The organism is Psychromonas sp. psych-6C06 (genome assembly GCF_002835465.1).
GTDB lineage: Bacteria > Pseudomonadota > Gammaproteobacteria > Enterobacterales > Psychromonadaceae > Psychromonas.
Genome location: NZ_PIZM01000002.1, coordinates 460,966 through 487,302 on the forward strand (window position 1 = coordinate 460,966; position 26,337 = coordinate 487,302).

The window sequence follows — 26,337 nt, forward strand, 5'->3', positions numbered from 1 at the left end:
CACCTATAGATATTCAAATTGGCGAATAAAGTGGTTTTTTCCAACTTCCACAATCGGCGCGTTCATATGCGAACACTCTCCAAATTTTCCACTGCATTTTTGTGAATAAACACAACCTTTTCCAAGTGGATCCCAAATATCTCGTAGTGGGTTTTTACCTTCCTTGATACGCTCTGCAATTGGTCGTTTAGGATCAGGAACTGAATCAAGTAATAAGCGTGTATAGGGGTGTTGAGGATTTTTGGCCAAAGTTTGGCTATCGCCCCATTCAACAATATGCCCCCGATAAAGCACCGCAGTTTCTTCAGCGAAATAACGCGCAGTAGCCATATCGTGAGTGATATAGAGAAACGCGATACCCATCTCTTCTTTGAGTTTTTGCAGTAGATCCAATACCCCGGTGCGTAATGATACGTCTAGCATTGAGGTAGGTTCATCGGCAAGAATAATATCGGGTTTAATTGCAAGTACACGCGCAATGGCAACACGTTGACGTTGTCCACCACTTAGCTCATGCGGATAACGAGCAGCCATCTCTTCAACAGGGGTCAACTCAACTAATGCTAATAAGCGATATATTTCATCCTGTATTGCTTGCTCACTGTCAAATTGATGGTGTAATTCAAGTGGCCGACGAAGGTGATAACCGATGGTTAAAGTCGGGTTAAGTGAGCTAAAGGGATCTTGAAAGATCATCTGCACTGCTTTTTGGTAATCACGGATCGATTGCTGGCTCTGTAGTTCAGTTGAGCAGATCCCTTTGTAATGCAATTCCCCTGCACTCGGTGGATAAACTCGCGATAAGATTCGAGCGCAAGTACTCTTACCACTACCAGACTCACCCACTAAAGCCATTGCACGGCCTTTACGTAATTTAAATGAGACATCATGCAATGCATTGAATTTTTTATGGCTAAACCACCCCTGTTTAGTTTTAAAGGCCTTATGCACTCCTTTTAATTCGAGTAACGGGGTTGCTTGTCGCTCTTCATCACTGATCGGCGTAAGCTTTTCTCCCTTTGCTTCATCTAAGGTTAAAAACGCATCACCTAACTGTTTAGTATATGCGTGTTCAGGGTTATCCCATACTTTGGCAGCGGGTGCTATCTCAAGTAATACGCCCTCTTTCATGACGCCAATACGATCAGCAAATTCAGCCATCATACTCAAATCATGGCTAATGAATAGTACGGCAAAGCCTAACTTCTCTTTTAACTCAAATATTTTCTCAATGATATCTCGTTGCACCACTACATCTAATGCAGTGGTTGGCTCATCCATAATAATCAGTTCAGGTTCAAGCGCCATCGCAAGCGCAATCCCGATGCGTTGGCGCATGCCACCACTAAATTGATGTGGAAACTCATTTAATCTGTCAGGATCTAAATCAACCATCATCATCAATTCTCGAGCACGAATCAACGCATCATCAGGTGAGATAGGTTTATGAGCTAGAATGGTGTCACAAATCTGCTCTTTAATACTAATCACTGGATTTAACGAGTCCATCGCGCTTTGAAATACTAAGCTGGTACAAGCCCAACGATAACAGCGAAGTTGATTTTCGTTATAACGCAATACATCATCGCCCTTAAACAGGATTTCACCATCAGTGATTAAGCCGGGTAAACTAGTCAAACGAGCAATCGCAAAAGCAATAGTACTTTTACCACAACCAGATTCTCCCGCTAAACCGAGCACTTCACCTGGGTGGATAGCAAAGCTTACTTTTTTAACAGCTTGCGATATTTCATTGCTACCGATGTAATGTATGGAGAGGTTTTTAACCTCTAAAATAGCCTGTTGCTGCAGGTGCTCTTTAGCGGACTGTTGCATCTCATCTGCATTAATAAGTGGATTATTCATAACTAGCAATGCCTCGACTGTTTAAAAATTTATTAATTTTACGAATTCCTTTTTTCGCGCCTAAGGCAGGGTTAGTTATCTGATCAACAGAAAAATTAATCATTACTAATGCAGCGCCTGTCCACATAATAGCGATTGCCTCAGGAAAAACTTCCCACCATGCACCTTGCTGAAGTGCTTGGTTACTTTCAGCCCAATGCAACATAGTTCCCCATGTCACAGCACTCGGATCTCCAATACCGATAAACTCCAGTCCCGCTTCCGCTAAAATTGCGTAAATGGTACCAAGTACAAAACCACCCACCGTTAAAGAGAGCATGTTAGGAAAAATCTGAACCAAAATTATCCGTAATCGGCTTTCTCCCATTAGCTCAGCAGCAGTGACAAACTCTTTCGTACGGATAGTCATGGTTTGTGTGCGTAAAACACGTGCCATCCATGCCCAGCCGGTGATAGCAAATACTAAGCCGATCACCATTGGACTTGCCCCCCCATCAAAAAAACTCGCTAATACAATGATTAACGGTAACCCCGGTATGACCAACATTACATTGGTAAGAAAAGTTAATATCTCATCGACTTTCCCCCCCATGTATCCCGAGGTCACACCAATCACTACTGCAATTAATGTTGATAACACACTCGCGACAAAACCTACGGTTAAAGAGGTTCGCCCACCATATAAAAGCTGGCTGAAAACATCTTTCCCCATACGAGTGGTCCCCAGTAAATGTTCACTGCTTGGTGGCTCATGAGAAGCACCCGAGCGACGGTAAGGATCATGAGGTGCTAGCACAGGTGCAAGTAATGAAATCAGCACAATAAACAGCAACATTAATGAGCCTATCGCACCTCGTTTATCAAGTACAAAAACACGTAATGGTGCAGGTAACCAAGTTAATTTGGGCTGTTTGCCCAGTTTCAAATCCGCAGATAATTGTTTAATACTCATCGTTAAGATATCCCTTTCGAAATGTTAAGCACCTGCATAACGCAAGCGAGGATCCAGCCATAAATTAAGCAGATCAGAGATGATATTTGCCACTAGAACACATACCGTTACAAGTAGCAGTTGGCTTTGAATAAAGGCGTAATCTCGTGATTGAATAGCAGCTAACGTAAACTTCCCTAAACCGGGGTAGTTAAAAACATATTCGGCGATGAAAGAGCCACCTAAGACATAACCAAAGGTCAGCGCTAATGACGTGATCTGTGGCAAAATGGCATTACGCGCAGCATAACGGTACATCACGCGACGCTGGCTTAATCCCTTAGCACGGGCCATGGTGATAAAATCTTGGTTTAACAAGTTAATCATGGTGTTACGCATACCAAGGTGCCAGCTACCGACTCCGATCACCACCAGCGATAACAGCGGAATAACTGCGTGATAAGCGACATTGCCAATAAATTCAAAGGTAAACCCTGGATCTAATGCAGGATCATGTGCTCTTCCTAGTGGAAACCATTCCAGTTCAATACAAAAACCATAAAACAGCAATAAACAGACAACCGGTTGGGTAAATGCATATAACATCACGTTAAAGGGAGTAAAAAAGGTATCGAAAAAACGCCCCTGACGCCATGCAGACTTAACCCCTAACATCATGCCTAATACAAAACAGATAGCGATTGAGATCCCCACTAAAAACAGTGTCCATCCCGCAGCATAAAAAAGTGTTTCCGAAACCGGAGCAGGAAAGTTGGTAGTTGAAATACCAAAATCACCGCTAAATATTTTTCCTAAATAAGCTAAATATTGGTCCCACAATGAACCATCAAAACCATAGGCTTTTTTAATCGCCTCCAGTGCTTCAGGGCTCATTTTACCTTTTAAACTAACGAACAGATGCGTCGCAGGATCACCCGGCATCCAACGCGGTAAAAAGAAATTAAGTGTGATTGCGACCCAAAACGCACTTAGATAAAAACCTAAACGGGTCAATAGAAACTTCATGTGAAACTCCAGTTGTATTAATCATTAATATATTGAGAAAGTAGAAGTTATAAATGTTGATAAAATTTAGTGACTCAGCGCTAAGTCATTTTGATTAAGTACAAGGCGAAAGCGCAGAGCTTGGTTTACCAAGTGAGCACTTTCAACGCAGTAATTAATCTAAAGAACAACGCGCCGAGTTATTAAGGGGTTATTTTTGATGCAGCTGTAATACATGGAACCAACGCTCAGGCGTTCCACCATGTACCATTGGTCGCACATATGGATTTTCCTCTGTTACCCATCCGGTAATGTTACGCGTTGAATATTCGTACCATTCAGGATTAGCAAACAGTGAGATAACCGGTAAGTTTTCAGCAACTATTTCATGCACTTTTCCAATCAAAGCTTTTTGCTCATCTAAATCAATGGTTTGTGTAAACTTATCAAGTTCAACCATTAATTCAGGCAAACGCATCTGATGCATCGCTTGAAAGCTTAATTTGGGTGGGTTCATATCCTTTGGGTTGAACATATCGTTGTAGGTTCCCCATGGCACAACATTAGAATGAGTCCACATAATGTAGGCATCAAAGTCACCCGTTGGCACAGCATCAAACCATGCATTTTCATCAGGTGTATGTGCACGTGCATTGATCCCGATATCTTGTAGGTTTTCAGAAATTTGCATAACCGAATTTACCCAGTCAGTCCAACCACTTGGTACCGATATTTTAAAGTTAATCGGCGTACCGTCGGCATTATCACGCCAACCATCACCATCAATATCCTTAATACCAGCATCATCTAATATCTTCATCGCAGCTTTAGGGTTGTATTCCATCAGATATTTATATTTAGCGAGATTCTCTTCGTTGTACCAAGACTTATAAAACTCACCAGTACCAATCGGATATTTTGTCGCCGTGGTTAATCCAAAGGTGGCAAACTCAACCAAATCCGTACGGTTAATGGCCATACTCATCGCTTTACGGAACTCAAGGTTATTAAAAGGCGCTTTAGTCGTGTTTAACTGCAAGTTTGTATTACCACCAGGCGATAACCAGAATTTATTATCTTTGGACTTTTTGCTGTAAGACTTGGTATCAGATAAGCCGACACCGAGCCAATCAACACGGCCTTTAGCAGCAGCTGCTAAGGCTTGCTCATTACCAGAGTATTGTGGGAATTTAAGACAATCTAAGTAAGGCTTGCCCTGTTGCCAATAGTTTTCGTTACGACAAACTTTAATAATTGAAGGTGTAAAGCGTTTAACATTAATAAAAGGTCCCGTCGCAACTGGGTTTTCATTACGGAAATTTTTAGGATCTTTGACATCTTTCCAAATATGTTCAGGGAGTGGGTACATTGCCCCTAGACCTAAGTAAGCAAGACCATTTGGTTTTTGTAAGTTAATGCGTACCTGATACTTACCCAATTTTTCAACTGAGGCAATATTGCCTTCGCCACTTGTTTCGTCGTACCACAATACGCCTTGCACATTATAAGCAGGAAATTTTTTAGCAAGTTCAACGGTAAACACGACGTCATCTGCAGTAAACTCTTCGCCATCAGACCACTTCACCCCTTCACGCAAATTAAAAGTGACACTTTTAAGGTCTTTTGCCACATCGTAGGAGGTCGCAAGAACAGGGATAGGTTTATCGGGGTGCATAATATTTGGGATCCACAGCGTCTCATACATAAAATCACGCGCATAATACTGCCCCACAGCATCGTTATAAGGGTTAAAATTGCGAACATGGGCATCTACTAATTTAGTGATCAACGTTAAATCACCACCTTGCTTTATTTGTGCCTTTTCGCTTTGTGCAACAACTGCGCTAGAAGTAGCAAGCCCCGCTAATAAACAACTGACCAGAACTGTTTTTTTCATTTTGACTCTCCATGTTTAATAAACTTGTTATATTCATAAAAAACAATATGTTAAAAGAATACGTCACTGTAATTCACACATTAATAGTGCATATTACATACTTAGTAAGTGCTTTTAATAAATAATGGGAACGAACCCATTTTTACATCGAGATAAATATCAATCAACTATCAGCAAGGCTATTTGTGAGTAAGATCGAATTAAAAACAGACAGTTTATTTGTGAAATGACAGGTTAAAAGCAAATATCAAATAAAAACAGCAAGTTAAAATGTAAAAATAAGAATGGGATCGATACCATTATTTAGCGTAAAATATACGCCTCATGAAGTATAGCTAAGGAAATGATATTTATTTCACAAATAGAAGATCGGCATCACAATATTAACCTCTCATCATCAATATATTAATAAATTAAAGCTTAACTTTAAATTTCAAATGTTTTTAGAATTAATAACTTAGCTTTAAAGCAGGTGAGTCGTACCGCTAAAAAGTAGCAAGCACAGTAGGTCTTGTTGATCTTTCGAGTTTATTTTTGCAACAATTTGTTGGCTATTTGCATCCATTGACTACGTTAATAGCAAGTAATACAAGGCTGAGCCTATGCAATGCAGTTATTCCAGATTAATAGGAGAAAACACAGTAAAGTGCTCAACAAGTATTGCGCTGCGGTTTCAACACAATACGTATTGCATTAGGTTATTTTACTACGCGACAAAGCACATAATGTAAACCCCAAAGTGCTTTGATTTGTTTGAATTAAATCATGTTGATTGACACATAATCTCTATCTCTTCAATCAAGTTTTCAGGCTTTACAGAAGGAGAGTATCGCTTTATCTGGCTTGCACCAGGTGAAACCAAAAACTTTGTAAAGTTCCATTTTATTTTTTCACTGCCAAATATCCCAGGCGCTTGACTCTTTAAGTATTGAAATATTGGGTGAGTATGCTGACCATTTACCGCTACTTTATGGGCAATATCAAAACTAACACCAAAATTTAATTGGCATACCTGTGTCATACTTTGATCAGTTTCTGGCTCTTGTTTGAAAAACTGATCACAGGGAAAGGCAATCACAACAAGTCCTTGCTCATGAAATTTTTCATGCAAATTTTGTAAACCAGTAAATTGCGATGCCAATGCACACTGAGTTGCACTATTCACAATCAAAAGAGTTTTATCTCGCCACTGCGCTAAGGTATTTTGCTTTCCTGCAATGAGAAATTCTGAGTCATAAAATGTTGCCTTCATAAACCTTCCTAACTAGTTGATATATAATTGTAGATCACGCTTGCCAATAACCAATAAAATAAACACACTAGGCTTTGTCTAATGGTTTTGTTAGTGCATTTCCATTACTTATAGTGGCAATACGAAAAGGAAGTCAGATGACGATCACTAATCCGATACAAATAACTATCGACGCTCCATCATTAACTAATAACCGCTTAGGTGATAAGTTACAACGTGAAGTGCTCGTTTATTTGCCGCCTAGCTATCAAGCATCAACAACGCGCCACTATCCTGTCATTTATTTGATGCATGGTTTTGGTGGTAATGCCAACGCATGGTTCAGTGATGAGATACCACTACACGAAATAGCAGATAGCTTAATCGAGCAGGGAAAGATCAACGAGATGATTATCGTTGTACCAGAAAATAGCACGCGCCAAACCTGTAGCGCTTACCTTAATTCACCTATCCAAGGAAATTGGCAAGACTTTATCTGCCATGATTTAATCAACGCCATTGAAGCTAAATTTAGGTGTCAGCAGGGGTGGGAAAATCGTGCCATTATTGGCCATAGCTCAGGTGGCGACGCAGTTTTAAAAACACTGTTTTTATCACCTAATGTATTTAAACATGGTTTTGCGATGAGCGCCCCTAATATCAAGCCCACCTCTTTGATGGAGCTTAAAGAGTTTTACGATGCGCATTTTGAGTCTCTGCAACAGGCTTCGTTAGGAAAACTTGCTATAGAAAATTTAGATATATGGGCACATATCCTATTAAATAACTTACAAATCACACTACCAGAGAGTAATAACCCACCTTTATTCTGTAAATTTCCACTTAGCGGCTTAGACTGGCAAGTCTTGATTAAAGGGACACACTTAGGTAATTACCAGCGCTATGGTAACAATTTAAGTGAAGTTAATTTAGCGTTCGATGTCGGTTTGAAAGAGTATTTTATACAAGATAGTCATGATTTATTTGAACTGCTTCAAACGGATGGACACAAGGTGAAACTGATTGAGTTTGATGGTGGGCATGTTGATCATATTGCCAAAAGCATGCTTTATGTTTTAGCGTTTATCAGTGAGTGTTTTAGTGCAGAGTATTAAATAACCTCCGTTCTAGATAGACAAAGCGATACAGTAACTTCCGCGAAACTTTACCTGAAATTATCTAATGACAACTCATTGTTGCCACGATAATTCGCCTTCAATTATGCAAAACAAACGACACTCTATATTAAAAATCAACACTCTCTGACTCAAAATACTATTACGTTTCCATTAACCAAAATTAAGGTTAAATAGCCATTTTCCGTTGCGTAAAATGGCTATTTATAAACAACAGTAGAGAGTCAAAACTTATTACTCCTACTTGAAGTTACTTCAGTGAGTTTGTTGGTATTGATTAACCTGCTCAATACGATCTTGAGTTCTGGGATGAGTAGATAAGAAGTCGGTTATCTTTCGCTCTTGATTGCCCTGCTCATCACTTTCATAATGGTTTGATAATAGCAACATTATTTCAGCAAAGGTTGCTACTGGAATATTTGATTGCTTTAACATCTCCAATGCATATTTATCTGCCTCAAGCTCAAACTCTCTCGAATAAGCCAAATCAACGACTAGCGTGGGAATACCAGTGAGCATATCCACACTATCAATATCACCCGTTATTAGAAACACCGCTAATGTGATCATCGAATCCTGCAATATACGCCGAGTAATATGTTTATGCTTTAAATGGCCTAATTCGTGAAAAAGGACCGCAACTAATTGCTGATCATTATCAGCCAATTTTACAAGCTCGTCGGTAAAAACGATATCACCGTTTGGAAGTGCTAATGCATTGGCATCCATTCCGGAGCGAAAATGTACAGTTGGATGAAGCATTTCATGATCTTGTAAATAAGGTTTAAAAAATAAGTGCAATTGTTGCTGGCGTGTAGTCGATAATTGCGAGGGCTCTAATATCGTCGCATCTAATACTTCAAGACTTGAAGATAAATGTCCTTCAACATACTCAGGCATTTCAAACGCAATTGTTTTGGCAGCATGGGGAATGCCATGCACCGCTAATGCCCATATAAAAACAATCACAGAAAGTGTAAAGCAGATAACGCTAACAAGGTTATGTTCTAGTTTATGCACCAGTGAAAACGGAAAGCCACCTTGCTTTATTAATTTGCTCAGTTGCTCAATCTCTTCATGTTCTTCACTGATGAACAAGCCAGATTTACCCAATGAAACCTCCCTTGGTGTATTACCAAGCGCGGCTTCTATGTTGATATCAGCGCACTCAATCGAGATAGATTGCTCTTCTGTAAGCAGTGAAAAACCACTGCTATTTTGAGATTGAAGCGTCGCATCTACGCGTTTAGCACTTTGACCATCAAGGTAATAACCGCGTATTGTTAACATGCAAAGTTTCCTTTTTTAAGCAAAGTCAAAGACTTGCCCCATCTCTTCACCTAATGCACTGACATTTTCTTCTTCAGCTGCAGAGAAGTCATCAAGGTTACCGTTTACTTTCATAACTATATTTTCGCTTAAGTATTTGGTCATACGTACTTTAGCGGCTGGCGCATAAAGGCCAACAGTTAACATGATTAATAACATATTAATCAGCATTACTTTAAAATAACCTGCGATGGTCAACTCACAATCAAACTCGTGCTCAACCAATGCAAGTTTCTGATAAAAAAGATTTGTTGTAGACACTAAGAAAAATAGAATCATGGCAAAATAGAAGATCATCGCTACTAATGGCCCAACAGCAAGTAAGAATGCGTCAGGTAAAATAAGGCTTACAATTCCGCCAATAATGGCCGCAATAACCCCAAAACCAAGCATCATTAAAAATATCATGCCGTAATCTTTATAAGTGGCATTAAATTTAAAAGGGGAAGTCCCGTAGGCACTATTATTAACCACATATTGATTCATTTTTAATATTGCCATTGGCATTAAAATACCAAAGGTTAACATGCCTAAAATTGGCCAAACAAATAGCACCATAGCAGCTCCACCGTAACTACCTTTAAAACGAAATTGAATGTTTTTATAGGCTGACATACGCATTTTAAATGCCAGTGATTGATTATAAAAATAAGGCATCAAAATAAAGAGCGCGAGAACAAAGACAACCACTAAATCAGGTGAGTAAGTAGCGGCTGCAAAATAAAGGCCTAATGCTATCAAAGCAATTATGCGCCCTTTTAAGATAGCAAGAGGCTCAGCTAAATACCTGAAATTGTTATCATCTAAATAAAGGTTAGAGTGAAAATATTTATTGTTGCGAACGGTTGCCCAGGCAGAGTAGATGCCTAATGTAGCAATAGTGAGCAGTACATTTACAATCCATATTTTAAAGTATTCGCTCCCATCCCCATTGAATCTAAAAGGCGCGATTGAAGTAGAGGCGCTATTGCTCTCGTTGGTCATATCTGTCATAAAAACTTCCTTGATAAAATAAATTTAAGTGAATGAATAAAAATGTTTTTGCCCTGTTTTAGGGGATCTTTAGTCGCAGTATCTACCTAAACGATAACAATCAATGATTGAAACTAACCAAAGGGCCGCAATTGCGATCGTCATAAAAGTATGAATTTCAGATGAGAATGCGCCAGGTGTAGTTCGAATTTGGATAATTAACCCATTAATATCAGTGGGAATTTGTCCGCTACTTACAATCTGCTGCGAGATAGTTAATGCTTTTTGCAGTGAATCGTAAATAATCAAAGCGAGTAAGGAGAAAGATAGGGTAACGAAGCTATAACCACGTAATAAATTTCCAACGAGAAAGTAACCTGCCCCAGGAAATATACAGCCAGAAAACAGTGCTGCTTTTTTAGATAATTGCATTACGCAGTCCATGATAAAATTGAACGCGAATTATAAATCAATTTAAGAACACAAAAAAGACACAAATATCATTATTTTAAAATAAAAAATTTACTTTTTATGGTGGGTAAATTAGCCAAAAAAAGCCCTAAGTAGATAATCTACATAGGGCTTTTAAGCTATAATTTCAGTTAAATTATAGTGCTAAGAATTGCTTGACTTGGTTAACAATACCTTCTGCGATAGTTTGGTTTTCCATCTCAGAGAAAATACGTAACAGTGGCTCAGTACCTGAGAAACGAGCAATCACCCAACCGCCATTTTTAAAGTAAACTTTAAGGCCATCAGCGTAACTTACTTTTTCAATTTCGTAAGCAAAGTCAGGCAATGATTTTTCTACGTAGATCTTGTTGTAAACGATCTCTTTTTGCTCAGCTTTAAAAGTACAGTCGCCTTCAGCAGTATATGAGTAACCGTAGATATCGTAAATTTCATCAAGTAGCTCAGATATTTTCTTACCTGAAACAGCAATCATCTCAACTAAAAGCGAAGCTGCAAATACACTGTCTTTACCTTTGATGTGGCCACGAATCGTTAAACCACCAGAGCTTTCACCACCGATTAATGAGTCATCTGCTTCCATTTGCGAGCTGATATGTTTGAAACCAACCGGAACTTCAAATGATTTTTGACCGTGATCCGCTGCAATCTTATCTAAAATATGAGTAGTTGCGATATTACGTACTACAGAGCCAGTCTGTTTTTTATATTTAAGCAAGTAGTAGTAAAGTAATATTAAGATTTCATTTGGATGAACAAAGTTACCTTTTTCATCGATAATACCAATACGGTCAGCATCACCATCAGTGCCGATACCTACATCATAACCACCGTGAACAACAAGGTGTTTAAGCTGGTAAAGCGTTGCGGCAGAAGGTGAAGGCATCATGCCACCAAACGATGGGTTCTCACCATCATTGATAACATCAACGTCACAACGGCCTGTAATTAGCACTGTTTGTAATGCATTTTTAGCCACACCAAACATTGGATCAATTAATACACGTAGGCTTGCTTGTTTGATCGCTTCAACATCTAATAATGCTAATACTGAATCAACAAATTCGTTCATTGGATTGATGACAACCACTTTGCCTGCTTCAACTGCTTTATCAAAATCAAGTGCTTTAATATCACCTGATTGAATGTTCGCCATTTGTGCTTCAATTTTTTCAGTGATCACTTCATCAGCATCACGACCACCTTCGATGAATACTTTAATACCATTGTAATCATGTGGGTTATGTGAAGCCGTGATACATGCAGAATAGATACAACCCATCTCTTTAGCTTTGTACATTACGATAGGAGTTGGTACGAAACGATCGATGAAACTAACTTTAATACCATTTGCAGCTAATACTTCCGCAAACCATTTTGATGCTTTATCTGAAAGAAAACGACGGTCATAACCAACAACAAAGCCCTTTTCTTGTGCACTTTCGTTAACCATGATATTTGCGACAGCTTGTGCAACTAGACATACATTAGCTTTAGTAAACTCATCACCAATAATCGAGCGCCAACCACCTGTTCCGAACTTAACCATTTTAATCTCCGTATTTTTTATAAACAGCTTTTGAAAAGCTTTTTTGAATAGTCTCTACTGACAAAGGGAGCCGAAGCTCCCTAAAATCAATTGCAATTACGCACTAGTATCATTCGAGTACAAGGCAGGTGATTGACGTTTATATCCGCATAAACATCAGCGCCTAACGCCGTAATCGATTGATACAGCAAGTAATTAGCCCATAGTCACGATTACTTCGTTAACAGAACCCGCAGCTTGTACTGGGATTGCACCTTCAACTTCAACGCCGTTTAATGTAATAGATTTAACACCTTTACTTACATTGCTTGGATTTTTAACTTCAATGTTGAATGTTGCATCACGCCATTTACGTGAAACTTCAAAACCAGGCCAGTCAGTTGGAATACATGGATCAACGATTAGGCCGTCAAAGCCTAAACGCACACCTAGAATAAAGTTAGTTACCGCGAAGTAAGCCCAACCAGAAGTACCTGTTAACCATGGGTGGTTAGCACGACCGTGGTCTTGATGATCACGACCCATAATGAACTGTACGTATGAGTAAGGTTCAACAACACGTTGATCCATATTCTCATTTTGGTTGTAAGGGTTAAGTGCATCGTAGAACTTCATTGCACGATCACCACGACCTAATTTAGCTTCAGCTACCCAAGCCCATGGGTTTGGATGCGAGAAGATAGCACCGTTCTCTTTAACACCTTGGTATACACGCGTTACAAAACCGATGTCATCATTTGGTGTTGAGAATGAAGGTGAGTTTAGGTGTAGACCGAACTCTGAGTATAAGTGCTCATCAACACTGTCCATTGCACGCTCACCACGTTCTTGAGAAACCGCACCAGACAATACAGCAAGTGTGTTTGACTCTAAGTGAACGCGACCTTCAGTTTGTTGTGCAGTACCAATTTTGTCGCCATCTTTAGTTAGACCACGGATGTACCAACCACCCTCGTCATCCCAAAGTACTTCTTCACACGCTTTTTGCACGCCTTCAGCCATTGCAGTGTATTTAGCAACGTCATCTTCTTTACCTAAGTGCTTAGCAAGTTCTAAAAACTCCTGCAGTGCCCAATAATGTAGGAAAGAAACCATTGATGACTCACCGCCACCTAGGTTTAGACAGTCATTCCAGTCAGCACGTAAACCTTTACAGATACCTGTTTGGCCGACGTATTCAGCAGAGAAGTCTAACGCTGCTTTCATATGGTCATATACTGTTGCTTCACCGCCGTTAGCGTAAGGAATTACTTCGTCAAAGAAGCTATCTTCGCCAGATTCCATTACATATTTACAGATTGTAGGTACGATCCATAAATGGTCATCAGAACAGGTGTCTTCGATACCGTGGATTTTGTCATCATCAGATGGCGTTGGTACAACTGTTGGAGATTTAGATGGTACAACGTCTGCTTTTTCTGGATCGAACCAATCTGGATCAAATAGGTGTAAACCGTAACCTTCTTTAACTTGACCACGTAATAAGTCAACTAAACGCTTACGTGTCATTTTCGGGTTAGCATGCGGTACTGAGATAGCGTCTTGCGCTGTATCACGGTAACCAAGACCTGTACGACCACCTACCTCAATAAACGAAGCGAAACGCGACCATACAACACATGTTTCAGCTTGGTATAACGTCCACGCATTGATCATTGAATCAAGACCCGCGTTTGGTGATTTAACTTGGAATTTGCTGCAACGCTCTTCCCAGTGATCAAGAATACCTTGGAAAGCAGCATCTACATTTGCTAAATCTTGGTACTTCTTACGTAAGCGATCGCCGTTACCTTTACCTAGACCAAGTACAAATGCGAAACGTACTTTTTCGCCTGGCTGGATAACAAATTGCTTGTGAAGTGAACCACAGTGGTTGTTACACGTTTGCGCAGAGTTAGAACATTTACCATTTTCAACTGCAATTGGATTTGCTTCGTCACGGTAACGACCTAAGAATGCATCACGTTGACCATCGTATGAATCAGGATCAAACGTAGATGCTAGGTAGTAGAAACCTTCAAAGTCATCGGTATTGTAGTAAAGGTCGTATTCTAAAACGCCATCATTGTATGAAGTACCCGCAGAGTACAAAGACATCTGGTGGTTTTGATTATCAGACTGGATGTGTGAGAAAGAGAACTCAACAAAAGAGAATGCAGAGATAGTACGTGGCTTATCACCCGTATTTTCAATAGTAACATCCCATACTTCTGCGTCTTCGCCTTTTGGTACGAATAATGTTTTAGTCGCAGTGATACCATTGTATTCACATTTAAATTTAGAGTAAGAAAGACCGTGACGAACTTCGTAGTTCGCTTCGTCTAAGCTCTTAGCAACAGGCTGCCATGAGATTGACCAGTAATCACCAGTCTCGTCATCACGAAGGTAAACGTAATGTCCAGGGCGGTCAAATGACGCGTTTGGACGGAATTTAGTTACACGATTGTACTCTGGAGAGTTGTAGAATGAGTAACCACCTGCATTATGAGAGATAACCGTACAGAATTTTTCAGTACCTAAATAGTTCGTCCATGGCGCTGGTGTGTCAGGACGCGTTATTACGTACTCTCTGTTTGCATCATCAAAAAAACCGTATTTCATTGTATTTCCTTACATTGTTATGAAACATTTTTACTTACAAAATTAAATTTATGTGCACAATTTATAGATATATGATTATCTCGTAAAACGTTGTTTGCAGGTAAATATTTACCTTTACCCGCTACAATTAAAACTTTCTATAATTGATTTTATTACGCTCAAAATAGGGCTTTTGTGCCTGTAAACGGGCACAGAAATCCCCCCAGTTTTTATCCTGCGTAGCAGACCAAGCCACTTCGGCAGTCGCTAATAGACGGGGGAAAAACATATGATCAATACGATCTTGTGTTAATACGACCTCTGACCATAATGCGCACTGTACGCCCATAATATGCTCACGCAGTGGGTCATCACTTTTTAGATCAGCTAACGGTTCATAACCGTAAGCCTGTTCAAGTGGCAATGTACCAGCCCAATCAACACCTAGCTCTTCGGGCGCAAAGTCTTGCACGATATCAAAGTAGGTATATTTACTTGGTTGCATCACTACGTCAAAACCGCGGTTAACACACTCAAGAGCAGCCTCTTCACTTATCCAAGAAAAGATAACTGTATTTTTACTTACTTTATCGCCAAACTTGACCTCTTCCCAGCCAAACATACGTTTGCCATTGCTTTTTATTCTATTTTCGACATGACGCAATAAATGCCCCTGTAATTCCATCTCTTCACTGTAACCATGCGCTTTCATGAGGGCTTGACACTTAGCACTTTTTTCCCATACACCTTTAGGTACTTCATCTGCACCGATATGAATATAAGGTGAAGGGAATAGCGCACAAACTTCATCAATGACCGCATCTAAAAATTGATAAGTCCCCTCTAGAGCTGGTGATAACACATTATCTGTATAAGCTTGTATGCTACGATATTCGGATTTGTCATCCGTATCAACCAGCAGTTCTGGCAATGATTTAATAGCTGCACGACAATGACCAGGGATATCAATTTCAGGCACAACTGTAATACCACGTTTGGCCGCGTACTCAATCACCTCTTTAACTTCTGCTTGACGATAGTAACCACCGTACTTTTCAGTTAAATGTGAAAATTGTGCTTCTAACGCAGTGCCTGGACCACGCCAAGCACCAATATCGGTTAATTGTGGGAAAGCATTTATCTCTAAACGCCAGCCTTCATCATCAGTAAAGTGCCAATGAAAGTGGTTTAATTTAAAGTGTGCCATTTGATTGATTAAACGTTTGACCGTCGCAATAGAGTGAAAATGGCGAGAACAATCAAGCATTAAACCGCGATAATCAAAACGTGGTTTATCCTTAACTTCCACACAGCTCAAGAAATACTGTCCTTCGCTATCGGTTTTCACTAATTGTAATAAGCTTGCAACAGCATGAATAAAACCAGACTCAGAAGAAGCCTCAATATCAATTGCCGTATCACTTACAGTCAGTTTGTATTCTCCCGCTTGTAACGATTTAGCAAAGTTGAATTCAAGATTCGCATCACAACTGGTTGCCGGCGTTAATTGCGCTGCATAACGGAGCTCATCAACTAACCAATGGCTAGCCAACTTTGCCTGTTCACAACTTACAGTAAACGCCAACATGTCAGCTAATTGAAACTGCCCTTGTTGAACTGTTAATTGATTTACTTTTGGAATTAACGAAATGTCAGCAGCTTTAGTCGTTATTTTATCAACAGGCTTTACATCTGGAAGTTGTAGTGTGATCTGTGAAACACTTAATGGATGATGTGTTACAAAATTATCTTGGGCACTACTGATATAACCTTCACGTACACCACATTCATAATTAGTGAAAGGCGCAGACTTAATTGTAAAAGTGATTTGATAATAATCACCCGCTTTGATCACTTCATTTTCGCTTGGCGTAATTTTGGTAAACGTACCAATTTGTTCGACATGACCTTTGCTCATTGACTCAGGGAAAATAAAGCGAGCAAAGTCTAAGGTTAGCAACCAATCTTGTAATGGCGCATCAGTTAAATTATGCAGTGTTAACTGTATTAAATTGTCTTTGCTGTTTAAGACAGCAATATCAAGTGAGAAATTTTTCATATAAGCCTATTAATACAAATTATGTTCAGGATTTCCGGCCATCATCAATGCACCGTTCATCGCATCACCCTGTGGTTGCACTAACCATTCTCTTACCGTTGGCTCTAACCAATCGACAATACGCTCACCAATACTGCCCATCAAAGCAATTTTATTTGCTCCACGTTTATGAAGGGCCAATAAAAACATATCGATATCTTCAGCGCACTGCTTAAGAAGATTAACTGCAACACGATCACCTGCTTTAGCATATTTAAAAATAGCGGGTGAAAATTGTCCATAATCACAAGGTCTTGCTGATTTAGACCAATCTACTATCTGATCAAGGTCGTTATTAAAATGATCAAGTACATGATCGACTAACTCGGTTCGTGCCTTAATACCATCATAAGCAAGCAGTACATGTTGGATAAGGCGCAAACCAGTTACCGCTCCACCGCCTTGATCAGAGATAGGAAACTCTCGACCACCAACAATATATTGTTCGCCCTCTTTGATTAAAATACCACAGGAGCCAGTACCAGCAATCATGATTGCACCATCTGCTCCATTATGTGCGCCTAAGCAAGCGCCATACGCATCAGTATTCAACGTTAAGCTCGCAAAAGGGTGTGGTAGTTTCATAAACTCAAGCCAAGCTGATTTTTGCTCTGCCCCTGCAAGCGCTAACCCTACATGCATATCTTTAAAATGAGATTCAGTTAAACCTGCTTGTCGACTAGCAAGCAATATTGCTTCAATAATTGAATCCATGGCAACTTGTACACCTAATAAAATATTGGCGCTACCTGTTTTTGCATCGCTTAAGACTTCACCTTTTGCGTTACAAATACGTGCACGGCAAGATGTACCGCCACCATCAATTCCAACTGTCCATTCTGTCATCGTAAACCTCACTCTTTTGCTGGTAAATTATACTTAATAGTAAACTACAAAACAAAGAATGGGAACGTCCCCATTTGTTTTATTCTACTCAACATTTAGCTCAAACTAGCCAATGGAAACTGTTGAATATTGTGCCATGATCGCGAGTAAGAACCAACCACCATGGGGGATCCACTGTTCACCCCAACGCCAATTTTGCAACATATCATCAGCTTGGTCTTGTGGCTTAAACGCAATATCTGACTCATTATCAAAACCACTAGTAATACCGTTACATACACCACCTTTAGCATTAAAGAAGCCAAGATCTGGAAGATAATCGGGATTGTTATAACCCACACCATCAAACATACACATGTCATACGGATTTAAACCGACAATCCAATTTAAAGCTGACTGGGCATAAGCGTCGAGCGAAGTAATAAGTTGTTCATCAGTTAGGTGTTTTTTACTTAAATGCACCATTGAAGCTAAAGAGCCTAAACGCGCATTTTCGCCTTGCCACCAATAACCACTCTCATTGTTATGACTGATGAAAAAAGCACTACGTTTTGTTTCATTGACACCTTTAACATATTGCCTTGGGTAATCAAATGGGTTGAAAACTTCACTGCTGATCGATAATTCAAATTTTAATGCATTGGTAATCACTTGAATTGTATTTTGTTGCAATTCAACGTCGTCTTCTATCTCAACGTATTGACTTAATGCAATAACAGGAAGGCCAGCTTCTGCCGCATGGAAGTAGGGACGAGAGCCATCACTATTGGCAGCCCAAAAATGCAACTGCTGTTCATCGGATTTCTGACGAAGTGTTAGTTTATCAGCCCATAATCGAGCTTGTTGTAAGTATTTTTGGTCTGCACTACTGCTATACAACTCAACAGTAGCCATCAAAGCACAGTATTCATCGATAATGTTAGCGACACCGTCATTGCAATAAAGATGATTATGTTCAACAAGATGCCAATAAGCTTTTTCAGCAGCGTTTAAATACTGTTCAGCAGTAAATTCACCACCAGTGGGTCTTCGGTATGCAACGGCAAGCGCAGCGATAGCAATTCCAGCACCTTGACGAAATGCAGCTTGGTAATCTTCGGTTTTATCACCTGATTGCCTTTCATAGGCGCATAATTCACGCTGCGTGGGATCTTTGCTCCACTTATCAAAAACCGTAGTGTAGAAATAACCGCTTTCACTTTGCATACGCATAATGAAGTCGGCACCAAAAATGGCCTCTTCTTGTAAGCGTACGACTGAATATTTAGCAAATTCGTTGTTATTTTTAAGCAGGTCTAAACCTTTAAACATATTCCATACAATCATAGGGATCTGCTGTGGGTTCATGTAATTAGCAAAAGAAAGATGACTAAAATATTTACTTAAATCACCTGAAGCATCATACCAGCCGCCATGCACGTCTACTTTTTTATCACTTCCTAAAACTAACGCTTGATGATCATGCTTATCGTAAATGCCACCACAACGTTGCCCTTTGAAATAATGTAAAAGATCAGAAAAGCAGTGCCCCATTAAAAGGCCAGTCCCTATTTCAAAAGAGTGAGATTGAACATTATCAAGACGTAAAAAATAGTGACCAGCAGTTTGAAAATCAGAGAAATCAATGAGGTAAAAATAACCTTGTGACCATTGGTCGACAGTGCCGGATGATAAAATGGGAAGATGTTGGATTGCTTCTCCGCTAGTGGCGGATACTAATTCTATTTGCGAGATGTTTAAACGTGTTTCAGTTTGCAGAACTGCTTGCTTTGCCCCAACACATTCATAACCGATATGATTGGTAAGTAATTTCACTTAACCCCCTAAAAACATCCCCGAGTATTTACTCGGGGATAACTAAATCACCACTCTAAGGAGAGTTGAGTGGTGTATTCAACTACTGATCGTGCAAATGACAACGCACAAAGTGGTTTTCTGCAAGTTGTGTTACACCAGGTAACTCATCTTTACAGCGTTGTGTTGCATGTAAACAACGACCAGCAAATGGACAACCGATTGAATCTGGCGTCCAAAGTGGGATTTCACCCTTATTACCTTCAAGCTTGCTATGGATAGATTTGCTTGGATCAGGCACAGCAGAAACAAGAAGCTGCGTATATGGATGTTGTGGACGATGAATGATTTCATCTGTATCGCCCCATTCAACCATGTGTCCTACGTACATTACACATAAATCTTCAGCGATGTAACGTGCTGTTGCGATATCATGCGTGATGTAAAGTAATGACATTTTACGTTCAGACTTCATCTCTTCCATTAGGTTTAGTACACCTGCACGGATAGAAACGTCAAGCATTGAAGTCGGCTCATCGGCTAATACAACCTCTGCACCTACTGCAATATTTCGCGCTAAGTTAACACGTTGACGCTGTCCACCTGACAGCTGATGCGGGAACTTGGCAGCCGTTTCTTTAGCAGGGTTTAAACCAACTTGCTCAAGCAGATCGTAAATACGCTCTTGTAGTTCTTTATCGTTACCCGGTGTTACTTTTTTGTGAATCTTTAACGGGCGCGCAATATGATGGAATATATTATGCGTTGGGTTTAAAGAACCAAACGGGTCTTGCCATACCATTTGAACACCTTCACGGTATTTCATTAGGTCAGCGTGCTTTTTAATTGTTTGAATGTCGCGACCACGGTATAAAATTTCACCGCTCGTTGGTGCATACATTTTTGCAATCATCTTCGCGATAGTTGATTTACCAGATCCTGATTCACCTACTACCGACATACCGCGACTTTTGTACATTTTGAACGATACATCATTAGATGCACGCATCATTGGCTGTTTTAAAGCGTTACTGCTGACCTTGAAATCTTTTATGATGTTCTTGCCTTCAATCAGTAACTCGCCATATTTTTCACTCATAATTTTTTCCTTCTAAATCCGATGGTCTGTCTACGCTGTTTCAACTTCAACGAACTTGATTGCTTCACCTGCTTTCGCTAAATGACAGTTAGACATATGTCCAGCTTCAATTTCGCGTAGCGGGTTAGCGGTAGTACGGCAAACTTCTTCAACACGTGTACAACGTGCTTGGAAGCGACAGCCAGTTGGAATATCTAACAGATTCAGTGGATTACCAGGAATACCAATTAATTCTGCTTTAGGCCCAGTTAACGATGGGAAAGAGTTACCTAAACCATGTGTATATGGGTGATACGGATTTTTCAAAATATCTTGCGCACTTGCCACTTCGATTAGCTGACCAGAATACATGATGCCGATACGGTCTGAGAACTCTACCATTAATGATAAATCATGCGTAATGAATAGAATTGAGAAACCAAACTCTTCTTTTAGTGCGTAGATTTTTTGTAGAATTTCACGTTGTACAACAACATCAAGTGCCGTTGTTGGCTCATCCATAATGATTAGTTTTGGATTAAGCGCTAAGGCAATCGCGATAACCAAACGTTGACGCATACCGCCTGAAAATTGGTGCGGGTAATCCGTTAAACGATTTGGATGGATATCTACAATTTGTAATAACTGTTCAGCGCGTTTAACTGCTTCATACTTATTTTTATTCGTATGGCGCATGATAACGTCGGTGAACTGATCAACGATTGGAATTACCGGATTCAATGCATTCATTGCACTTTGGAATACCATCGACATTTGGCTCCAACGGAACACAGTCATCTCACCATCGCTCAGTTTCATGATGTCATTCATTTTGCCATCATCATCGGCAAAGAATACTTCACCGCCACTAATAAATGCGGGTGGCTTATGTAGACGCATTAAAGCAAATGCAATCGTTGATTTACCACAGCCAGACTCACCGGCTAGACCGAATACTTCGCCCTTACCAATATCAAAGCTTACGTTATTTACAGCTCTTACATCGCCCGCTGCGGTGATGTAGTCAACACAAAGGTTGCGGATTGAAATTTGTGGAGTAGTCATTATTTTGCATCCCTTGCTAAGTCTTTTTCACCAGGAAAGTGTGGCGCTTCAGCTTTTACATGAGCGGCACGTGCTTTTTGATCTGCTTTTTGCATTTTTGCAAAACGTTTCATACCAGGGTTTGAACGTAGTTGTGGATTCGCAATTTCATCTACCGCGAAGTTTAACAGTGCAAGACCAATCGAAAGTGTAATCAGTGCACCACAAGGTGCCATTAATTCCCACCATGCGCCAATCAACATTGAAGATGATGTTTGTACGTTATACAGCATGATTCCCCAACTGATTGTACCTGGGTCACCAAGACCTAAGAACGAAATAGTTGCTTCCATCATGATTGCATACATTACAGAACCGATGAAACTTGCACCTACGATAGAGATAAGGTTTGGTAGTATCTCGATAAAGATAATACGTATACGAGACTCACCTAATACTTCAGCAGCTTTTACAAACTCTTTTTCACTTAAAGACATTGTTTGAGCGCGTATTACACGTGCGCCCCATGCCCAGGATGTGAAACCAATAATCAGAGCAATGGTTAAAGGTCCCGCTTCACCGATGAAAGCAGCTAGTACAAATAGTAATGGGTATTGTGGGATTACTAACATGACGTTCATTGCAGCTGATAAAATATCATCAACGCGTCCGCCAAAGTAACCAGCAGAGATACCGATAATTGTCGCTAAGAAACATACAACGATACCAGCACCAAAACCTACCGCTAGTGATACACGTGCACCGTATGCAAGCTGTGACCAAATATCGCGGCCCATACGTGATGTACCCATAACATGCTCAGCTTTTTTCGACATTAACATAGTACGTTTGTCATTTGCTAAGTTAGTTGCAACCCAACCATCCGGAGATGCTTGTGCAATTTTAACAACCATACTTGGGTACTCATGTGGTTTACCCGTACGCTTGTCTGGAACGTGACCAGTAATTAATGGCGCGAAGACAGCCATAAAGATAAACGTAAATAGAATAATTGAACCAAATAACGCTTTATTGTTATTTTTCAATATATTAATAATACCTTTCATAGTTTTATGCTCCCTTACGAAGGCGAGGATCTAGCAATACATAAAGCATGTCCGCTAGTAAGTTGAAGAACAACATAAACAATGTCATAACTAGTAACTGACCTTGTAGTACCTGATAATCACGTGCATTGATTGCGTTTAACAGTACTGTACCAAGACCTGGGTAGTTAAAGATGATTTCAATAATCATTTGACCACCGATTGCCATACCGAGTGACATAGAAAGTGCAGTTACACTTGGTAGCATTGCGTTACGTGCAGCGTAGTTAAATACAACACGGTTTTCGCTTAGGCCCTTACCTTTTGCCATGGTGATGTAATCTTCACCTAACAAGTTAATCATGTTGTTACGCATTGCGATTAAGAAACCACCAACTTGTACAATCGTTGCACCAAGTAATGGTAAAACAGCATGGTAAGCAACATCTTTAATAAAGGTCCAGCTAGTCCAGTCAGGTGTTACACCAGGAGTATATGCGTAACTAGTCGGGAACCATCGCAGACTAATTGCAAATACAAAGAGTAACAACATTGCTGTTACAACCTGAGGTACCGCTTGAATAACCAACATACCAGGGGAGAAAATGGTATCGAACTTACTGCCACGTTTCCAAGCAGCAAAAATACCTAAGATAGAACCCATCGTGAATGACAATAGTACCGCACTACCAGCTAAAAATAGTGACCAACCAACTGCATTCCCCAGTACTGTATTTACTGATAGTGGGTAAAATTGTACTGAAACACCTAAGTCCCAGGTTAAAACACTTTTTAAGTACATACCAAATTGTACATAAAGAGGACCATCTACAAAGCCTAGTAGCTCTTTCATCGCTGCAATACGCTCAGGCGTTACCTGTACAGTTGCATTCGCGAACATCATGGTAACTGGGTCACCTGGCATCGCGCGCGGAATAATAAAGTTCAAGGTTGCCGCAAATAGCAACGCAATAAAGTAAAACGATAAACGTCTTAAGAAAAACCCCATAACTTACACCTTAATAATCCATTACTTTGTCCACTTCTTTAAGTGGCATATGGAATATGGAAAAAATGAATTACGACTTTCTAGTCATAATAATAAAAATCGGGAAGAAAAAGAAAGGCACCGCACTTGTGTGCCATAAATCTACAAACTATTTAACTGTCTTAACAAGCTCGTAACATAAAGGAGCTTAATTAAAAAAGGCACACAATGTGTGCCTTTCGAAAACCGATTATTTAACCGGTTTTAAGTCTAACACTTGAAGTAGACGCTCAGGAATACCAGCCCAAATCATTGGACGGCCACCTGGGTTCTTCTCGTTCCACCAACCTGCAAAACGGCCTGTGTTGTACTGGAAGTTGTATAGACCAGACATTACAGGGATAGTCACTTGATCTTCAGCAATGATTGCTTGGATTTCGTGAGCCATTTTAAGTTGCTCTGCTTTATCAGCAGTTTTGTAGAAGCTACCTAATAAAGAATCAACTTTCTCGTTTTTCCAATGGTGCATTGCGAAACGTGGCGATGCAGAGTTTTGGAATTTAGAGTTGTAAGCGCTGTCCCAGTATGTGTATGGGTCAGAACCGTGGAAGTAGTTAGTGTAAGCTACATCGTAAGTCGCATCTTGCATCGCTTTGTTGTAAACAGCGAAATCAGGAGTACGTGCTTTAGCTTGGATACCAACTTCTTCTAGTTGCTCAACAGCAAGTTGTACTGTGTTGTTGAAATCAGACCAGCCATTTGGCGATTGAATTTCAAGAACAAAAGATTTACCAGATGGAGTTTCAACGAAACCATCATCATTTAAATCTTTAAAGCCAGCTTTAGCAAGTAGTGCTTGAGCACCTTCAACGTTGTATGTGTTGAATTTTTTGTACTTGTTATGTACTGCTTCATCAGACCATGCTTCGAAAGCGTAACCAAGACCAGAAGCGAAATCATTTGTTACACCAGCACCGTAGAATGCGATGTCGATGATTGTTTGACGGTCAATAGCCATTGAGAATGCACGACGGAAGTCAACGTTAGTTAATGCTTCGTTTTTCGCTGCATCTGGGTTCTTGAAGTTAACAACAAACGCTTGAGTACCAGCTGGCGTTAACCAGTATTTGTGGTTAGGGCTCTTAGAAGCGTAAGTCTTATCCATATCTGGGATGAAAGATGAAGACCAATCGATTTCAGAGTTGATTGCTTTAGCAAGGAACTGATCGTTGTTAGCAATTTGTGGCATACGGATACAATCAACATCTAGATTGTCAGCGTCCCAGTAAGTTGCTTCTGTACATTGAACGTATAGCGTAGGAGTAAACGTTTCAATTGCAGTGAAAGGACCAGTACCTACTGGATTTTCATTCATAAACTCTTCAGGCTTATCAATTTTTGACCAGATGTGTTGTGGAACAACAGGTACTTTAACGATTTCGTAAGGTGCATTTGAGTTAGCTTCAGCAAGTGTAAACTCAACTTTGTATTCGTTAACTTTCTTCGCGCCAGTTACGATTTTGTTCGCACCAGTTTGGTCTAGACCTGGGTTGTTTTTAAGAAGGTTGAATGTATAAACAACATCATCTGCAGTGTATTTTTCACCGTCAGACCATTTAACACCTTCACGGATATCGAATGTTACAGACTTAAGGTCTTTAGCCATTTCGAAACCAGTTGCTAAACGAAATACAGGAGTATTACCTTTCATTTCGTTGAATACAGCCATTGGCTCATAAATGAAGTCAGTAGTTGTACGTAGGTTTGTAGCTAGGAACGGGTTAAAGTTACGGATTAAAGTTGGGTAAAAATCAGGAACGATTGTTACTTCACTTTTTGCAACTGCAACTTGAGGAGCTAATGTAGCAGATGCTGCTAATACTAGCGCTGTGATTTTCGTTTTTTTAAAATTGGCAAACATTTAGTAATCCTTACTATTTATTCTAACAATTAATAATTATACGTATTTACATTTATTAACTATAAACAGCCTCATTCTTGAGTAGATTCATAGCAACAAATCCGTTTCAAAACCAACACTGATAATATATTAAAATATTTTTGTGCACGGCTTGTGGGGTGTAGAAAACTACACTCTCGAACAAGAGTCAATACACCCCCACGTAAAAAACGTCAATATAACTTAAAACAACGTTAAAAACGTTATTATTAGTTTTTTCAACAAGCGCCATTTAGCTTACTTCTTTGCTTTAGATCACTTTTACCTTAAAAACAAAAAACACAAAAGTTAGTAACCACAAACCCCAAAGCACCCAAAATAAATCAAAACAAAACGTCAAACAGTAAAACAAGTTTTTAACAAAGGTAAAAAACAATAAAATTAACTAGTTTTGCCGATTCGTTGTGACCCTGCTCGCACTTTGTGAAAGATGCTTGGCAAAAACGTTAATTTATTAAAATGGCAGACTATTTCATGATAAATTAGCATTTAATTTCAAAGCAAATAAACAGCCTT

At 39.8% G+C, this 26,337-nt stretch carries 19 protein-coding genes; 1 reads left to right on the forward strand and 18 read right to left on the reverse strand.

Translation table 11 applies throughout. The annotated features are described in order from the left end of the window. Positions 1-3: 3 nt before the first annotated feature. The 5 genes from CW745_RS05280 to CW745_RS05300 form a co-directional block, all read right to left on the reverse strand. Positions 4-1,866, reverse strand: coding sequence for an ABC transporter ATP-binding protein (locus CW745_RS05280; RefSeq protein ID WP_101107468.1), 1,863 nt, complete (start codon positions 1,864-1,866; stop codon positions 4-6). Further along, entirely contained in the window at positions 1,859-2,818 is a 960-nt protein-coding gene (locus CW745_RS05285) for an ABC transporter permease (RefSeq protein WP_101107469.1), read from the reverse strand. Before CW745_RS05285 ends, CW745_RS05280 begins: the two co-directional genes overlap by 8 nt. Positions 2,819-2,842: 24 nt before the next feature. Continuing rightward, positions 2,843-3,823 (reverse strand): ABC transporter permease, encoded by a 981-nt coding sequence (locus tag CW745_RS05290; RefSeq protein ID WP_101107470.1) that lies wholly within the window; start codon positions 3,821-3,823, stop codon positions 2,843-2,845. A 190-nt stretch (positions 3,824-4,013) separates the two neighbouring features. Next, a complete protein-coding gene (locus CW745_RS05295) occupies positions 4,014-5,699 on the reverse strand; it encodes an ABC transporter substrate-binding protein (RefSeq protein WP_101107471.1) in 1,686 nt (561 codons plus the stop codon). Between the two features lie 763 nt (positions 5,700-6,462). Beyond that, positions 6,463-6,951, reverse strand: a complete 489-nt coding sequence (locus CW745_RS05300; RefSeq protein WP_101107472.1) for a glutathione peroxidase — start codon at positions 6,949-6,951, stop codon at positions 6,463-6,465. 137 nt (positions 6,952-7,088) lie between these two features. Between CW745_RS05300 and CW745_RS05305 the strand changes: the two genes are divergently transcribed. Next, complete coding sequence (locus tag CW745_RS05305; RefSeq protein WP_101107473.1) at positions 7,089-8,045, forward strand: alpha/beta hydrolase-fold protein; 957 nt, start codon at positions 7,089-7,091, stop codon at positions 8,043-8,045. Positions 8,046-8,321: 276 nt separating this feature from the next. Here CW745_RS05305 and CW745_RS05310 read toward each other — a convergent pair whose 3' ends face one another. The 13 genes from CW745_RS05310 to CW745_RS05370 form a co-directional block, all read right to left on the reverse strand. After that, positions 8,322-9,356 (reverse strand): M48 family metallopeptidase, encoded by a 1,035-nt coding sequence (locus tag CW745_RS05310; protein WP_101107474.1) that lies wholly within the window; start codon positions 9,354-9,356, stop codon positions 8,322-8,324. A 15-nt stretch (positions 9,357-9,371) separates the two neighbouring features. Continuing rightward, complete coding sequence (locus CW745_RS05315) at positions 9,372-10,388, reverse strand: YjgN family protein (protein ID WP_101107475.1); 1,017 nt, start codon at positions 10,386-10,388, stop codon at positions 9,372-9,374. Positions 10,389-10,457: 69 nt separating this feature from the next. After that, complete coding sequence (locus CW745_RS05320) at positions 10,458-10,799, reverse strand: hypothetical protein (RefSeq protein WP_101107476.1); 342 nt, start codon at positions 10,797-10,799, stop codon at positions 10,458-10,460. A gap of 175 nt (positions 10,800-10,974) precedes the next feature. Continuing rightward, positions 10,975-12,387, reverse strand: a complete 1,413-nt coding sequence (locus CW745_RS05325; RefSeq protein ID WP_101107477.1) for a phosphoglucomutase/phosphomannomutase family protein — start codon at positions 12,385-12,387, stop codon at positions 10,975-10,977. Between the two features lie 195 nt (positions 12,388-12,582). Then, positions 12,583-14,988, reverse strand: a complete 2,406-nt coding sequence (locus CW745_RS05330) for a N,N'-diacetylchitobiose phosphorylase (protein WP_101107478.1) — start codon at positions 14,986-14,988, stop codon at positions 12,583-12,585. Positions 14,989-15,115: 127 nt separating this feature from the next. After that, positions 15,116-17,026: a beta-N-acetylhexosaminidase gene (locus tag CW745_RS05335; protein WP_101107479.1), complete on the reverse strand. Its 1,911-nt coding sequence runs from the start codon at positions 17,024-17,026 to the stop codon at positions 15,116-15,118. A 9-nt stretch (positions 17,027-17,035) separates the two neighbouring features. Continuing rightward, positions 17,036-17,911: an N-acetylglucosamine kinase gene (locus tag CW745_RS05340; RefSeq protein ID WP_101107480.1), complete on the reverse strand. Its 876-nt coding sequence runs from the start codon at positions 17,909-17,911 to the stop codon at positions 17,036-17,038. A 105-nt stretch (positions 17,912-18,016) separates the two neighbouring features. Further along, positions 18,017-19,726 carry a glycoside hydrolase family 9 protein gene (locus tag CW745_RS05345; RefSeq protein ID WP_101107481.1) on the reverse strand — a complete coding sequence of 570 codons (1,710 nt, stop codon included), beginning with the start codon at positions 19,724-19,726 and terminating at the stop codon, positions 18,017-18,019. A gap of 82 nt (positions 19,727-19,808) precedes the next feature. Beyond that, positions 19,809-20,804, reverse strand: coding sequence for an ABC transporter ATP-binding protein (locus CW745_RS05350; RefSeq protein ID WP_101107482.1), 996 nt, complete (start codon positions 20,802-20,804; stop codon positions 19,809-19,811). 30 nt (positions 20,805-20,834) lie between these two features. Next, positions 20,835-21,848 (reverse strand): ABC transporter ATP-binding protein, encoded by a 1,014-nt coding sequence (locus tag CW745_RS05355; protein ID WP_101107483.1) that lies wholly within the window; start codon positions 21,846-21,848, stop codon positions 20,835-20,837. After that, positions 21,848-22,894 carry an ABC transporter permease gene (locus CW745_RS05360; RefSeq protein WP_101107484.1) on the reverse strand — a complete coding sequence of 349 codons (1,047 nt, stop codon included), beginning with the start codon at positions 22,892-22,894 and terminating at the stop codon, positions 21,848-21,850. The genes CW745_RS05355 and CW745_RS05360 overlap by 1 nt, the downstream gene beginning before the upstream one ends. A gap of 4 nt (positions 22,895-22,898) precedes the next feature. Continuing rightward, positions 22,899-23,882 carry an ABC transporter permease gene (locus tag CW745_RS05365; protein ID WP_101107485.1) on the reverse strand — a complete coding sequence of 328 codons (984 nt, stop codon included), beginning with the start codon at positions 23,880-23,882 and terminating at the stop codon, positions 22,899-22,901. Positions 23,883-24,111: 229 nt separating this feature from the next. After that, positions 24,112-25,782 carry an ABC transporter substrate-binding protein gene (locus CW745_RS05370; RefSeq protein ID WP_101107486.1) on the reverse strand — a complete coding sequence of 557 codons (1,671 nt, stop codon included), beginning with the start codon at positions 25,780-25,782 and terminating at the stop codon, positions 24,112-24,114. Positions 25,783-26,337 lie beyond the last annotated feature (555 nt).

Excerpts from the sequence above, each read along its gene's own strand:
- CW745_RS05280 (WP_101107468.1), bottom strand. The coding sequence starts at position 1,866 with ATGAATAATCCACTTATTAATGCAGATGAGATGCAACAGTCCGCTAAA.
- CW745_RS05285 (WP_101107469.1), bottom strand. The coding sequence starts at position 2,818 with ATGAGTATTAAACAATTATCTGCGGATTTGAAACTGGGCAAACAGCCC.
- CW745_RS05290 (WP_101107470.1), bottom strand. The coding sequence starts at position 3,823 with ATGAAGTTTCTATTGACCCGTTTAGGTTTTTATCTAAGTGCGTTTTGG.
- CW745_RS05295 (WP_101107471.1), bottom strand. The coding sequence starts at position 5,699 with ATGAAAAAAACAGTTCTGGTCAGTTGTTTATTAGCGGGGCTTGCTACT.
- CW745_RS05300 (WP_101107472.1), bottom strand. The coding sequence starts at position 6,951 with ATGAAGGCAACATTTTATGACTCAGAATTTCTCATTGCAGGAAAGCAA.
- CW745_RS05305 (WP_101107473.1), top strand. The coding sequence starts at position 7,089 with ATGACGATCACTAATCCGATACAAATAACTATCGACGCTCCATCATTA.
- CW745_RS05310 (WP_101107474.1), bottom strand. The coding sequence starts at position 9,356 with ATGTTAACAATACGCGGTTATTACCTTGATGGTCAAAGTGCTAAACGC.
- CW745_RS05315 (WP_101107475.1), bottom strand. The coding sequence starts at position 10,388 with ATGACAGATATGACCAACGAGAGCAATAGCGCCTCTACTTCAATCGCG.
- CW745_RS05320 (WP_101107476.1), bottom strand. The coding sequence starts at position 10,799 with ATGCAATTATCTAAAAAAGCAGCACTGTTTTCTGGCTGTATATTTCCT.
- CW745_RS05325 (WP_101107477.1), bottom strand. The coding sequence starts at position 12,387 with ATGGTTAAGTTCGGAACAGGTGGTTGGCGCTCGATTATTGGTGATGAG.
- CW745_RS05330 (WP_101107478.1), bottom strand. The coding sequence starts at position 14,988 with ATGAAATACGGTTTTTTTGATGATGCAAACAGAGAGTACGTAATAACG.
- CW745_RS05335 (WP_101107479.1), bottom strand. The coding sequence starts at position 17,026 with ATGAAAAATTTCTCACTTGATATTGCTGTCTTAAACAGCAAAGACAAT.
- CW745_RS05340 (WP_101107480.1), bottom strand. The coding sequence starts at position 17,911 with ATGACAGAATGGACAGTTGGAATTGATGGTGGCGGTACATCTTGCCGT.
- CW745_RS05350 (WP_101107482.1), bottom strand. The coding sequence starts at position 20,804 with ATGAGTGAAAAATATGGCGAGTTACTGATTGAAGGCAAGAACATCATA.
- CW745_RS05355 (WP_101107483.1), bottom strand. The coding sequence starts at position 21,848 with ATGACTACTCCACAAATTTCAATCCGCAACCTTTGTGTTGACTACATC.
- CW745_RS05360 (WP_101107484.1), bottom strand. The coding sequence starts at position 22,894 with ATGAAAGGTATTATTAATATATTGAAAAATAACAATAAAGCGTTATTT.
- CW745_RS05365 (WP_101107485.1), bottom strand. The coding sequence starts at position 23,882 with ATGGGGTTTTTCTTAAGACGTTTATCGTTTTACTTTATTGCGTTGCTA.
- CW745_RS05370 (WP_101107486.1), bottom strand. The coding sequence starts at position 25,782 with ATGTTTGCCAATTTTAAAAAAACGAAAATCACAGCGCTAGTATTAGCA.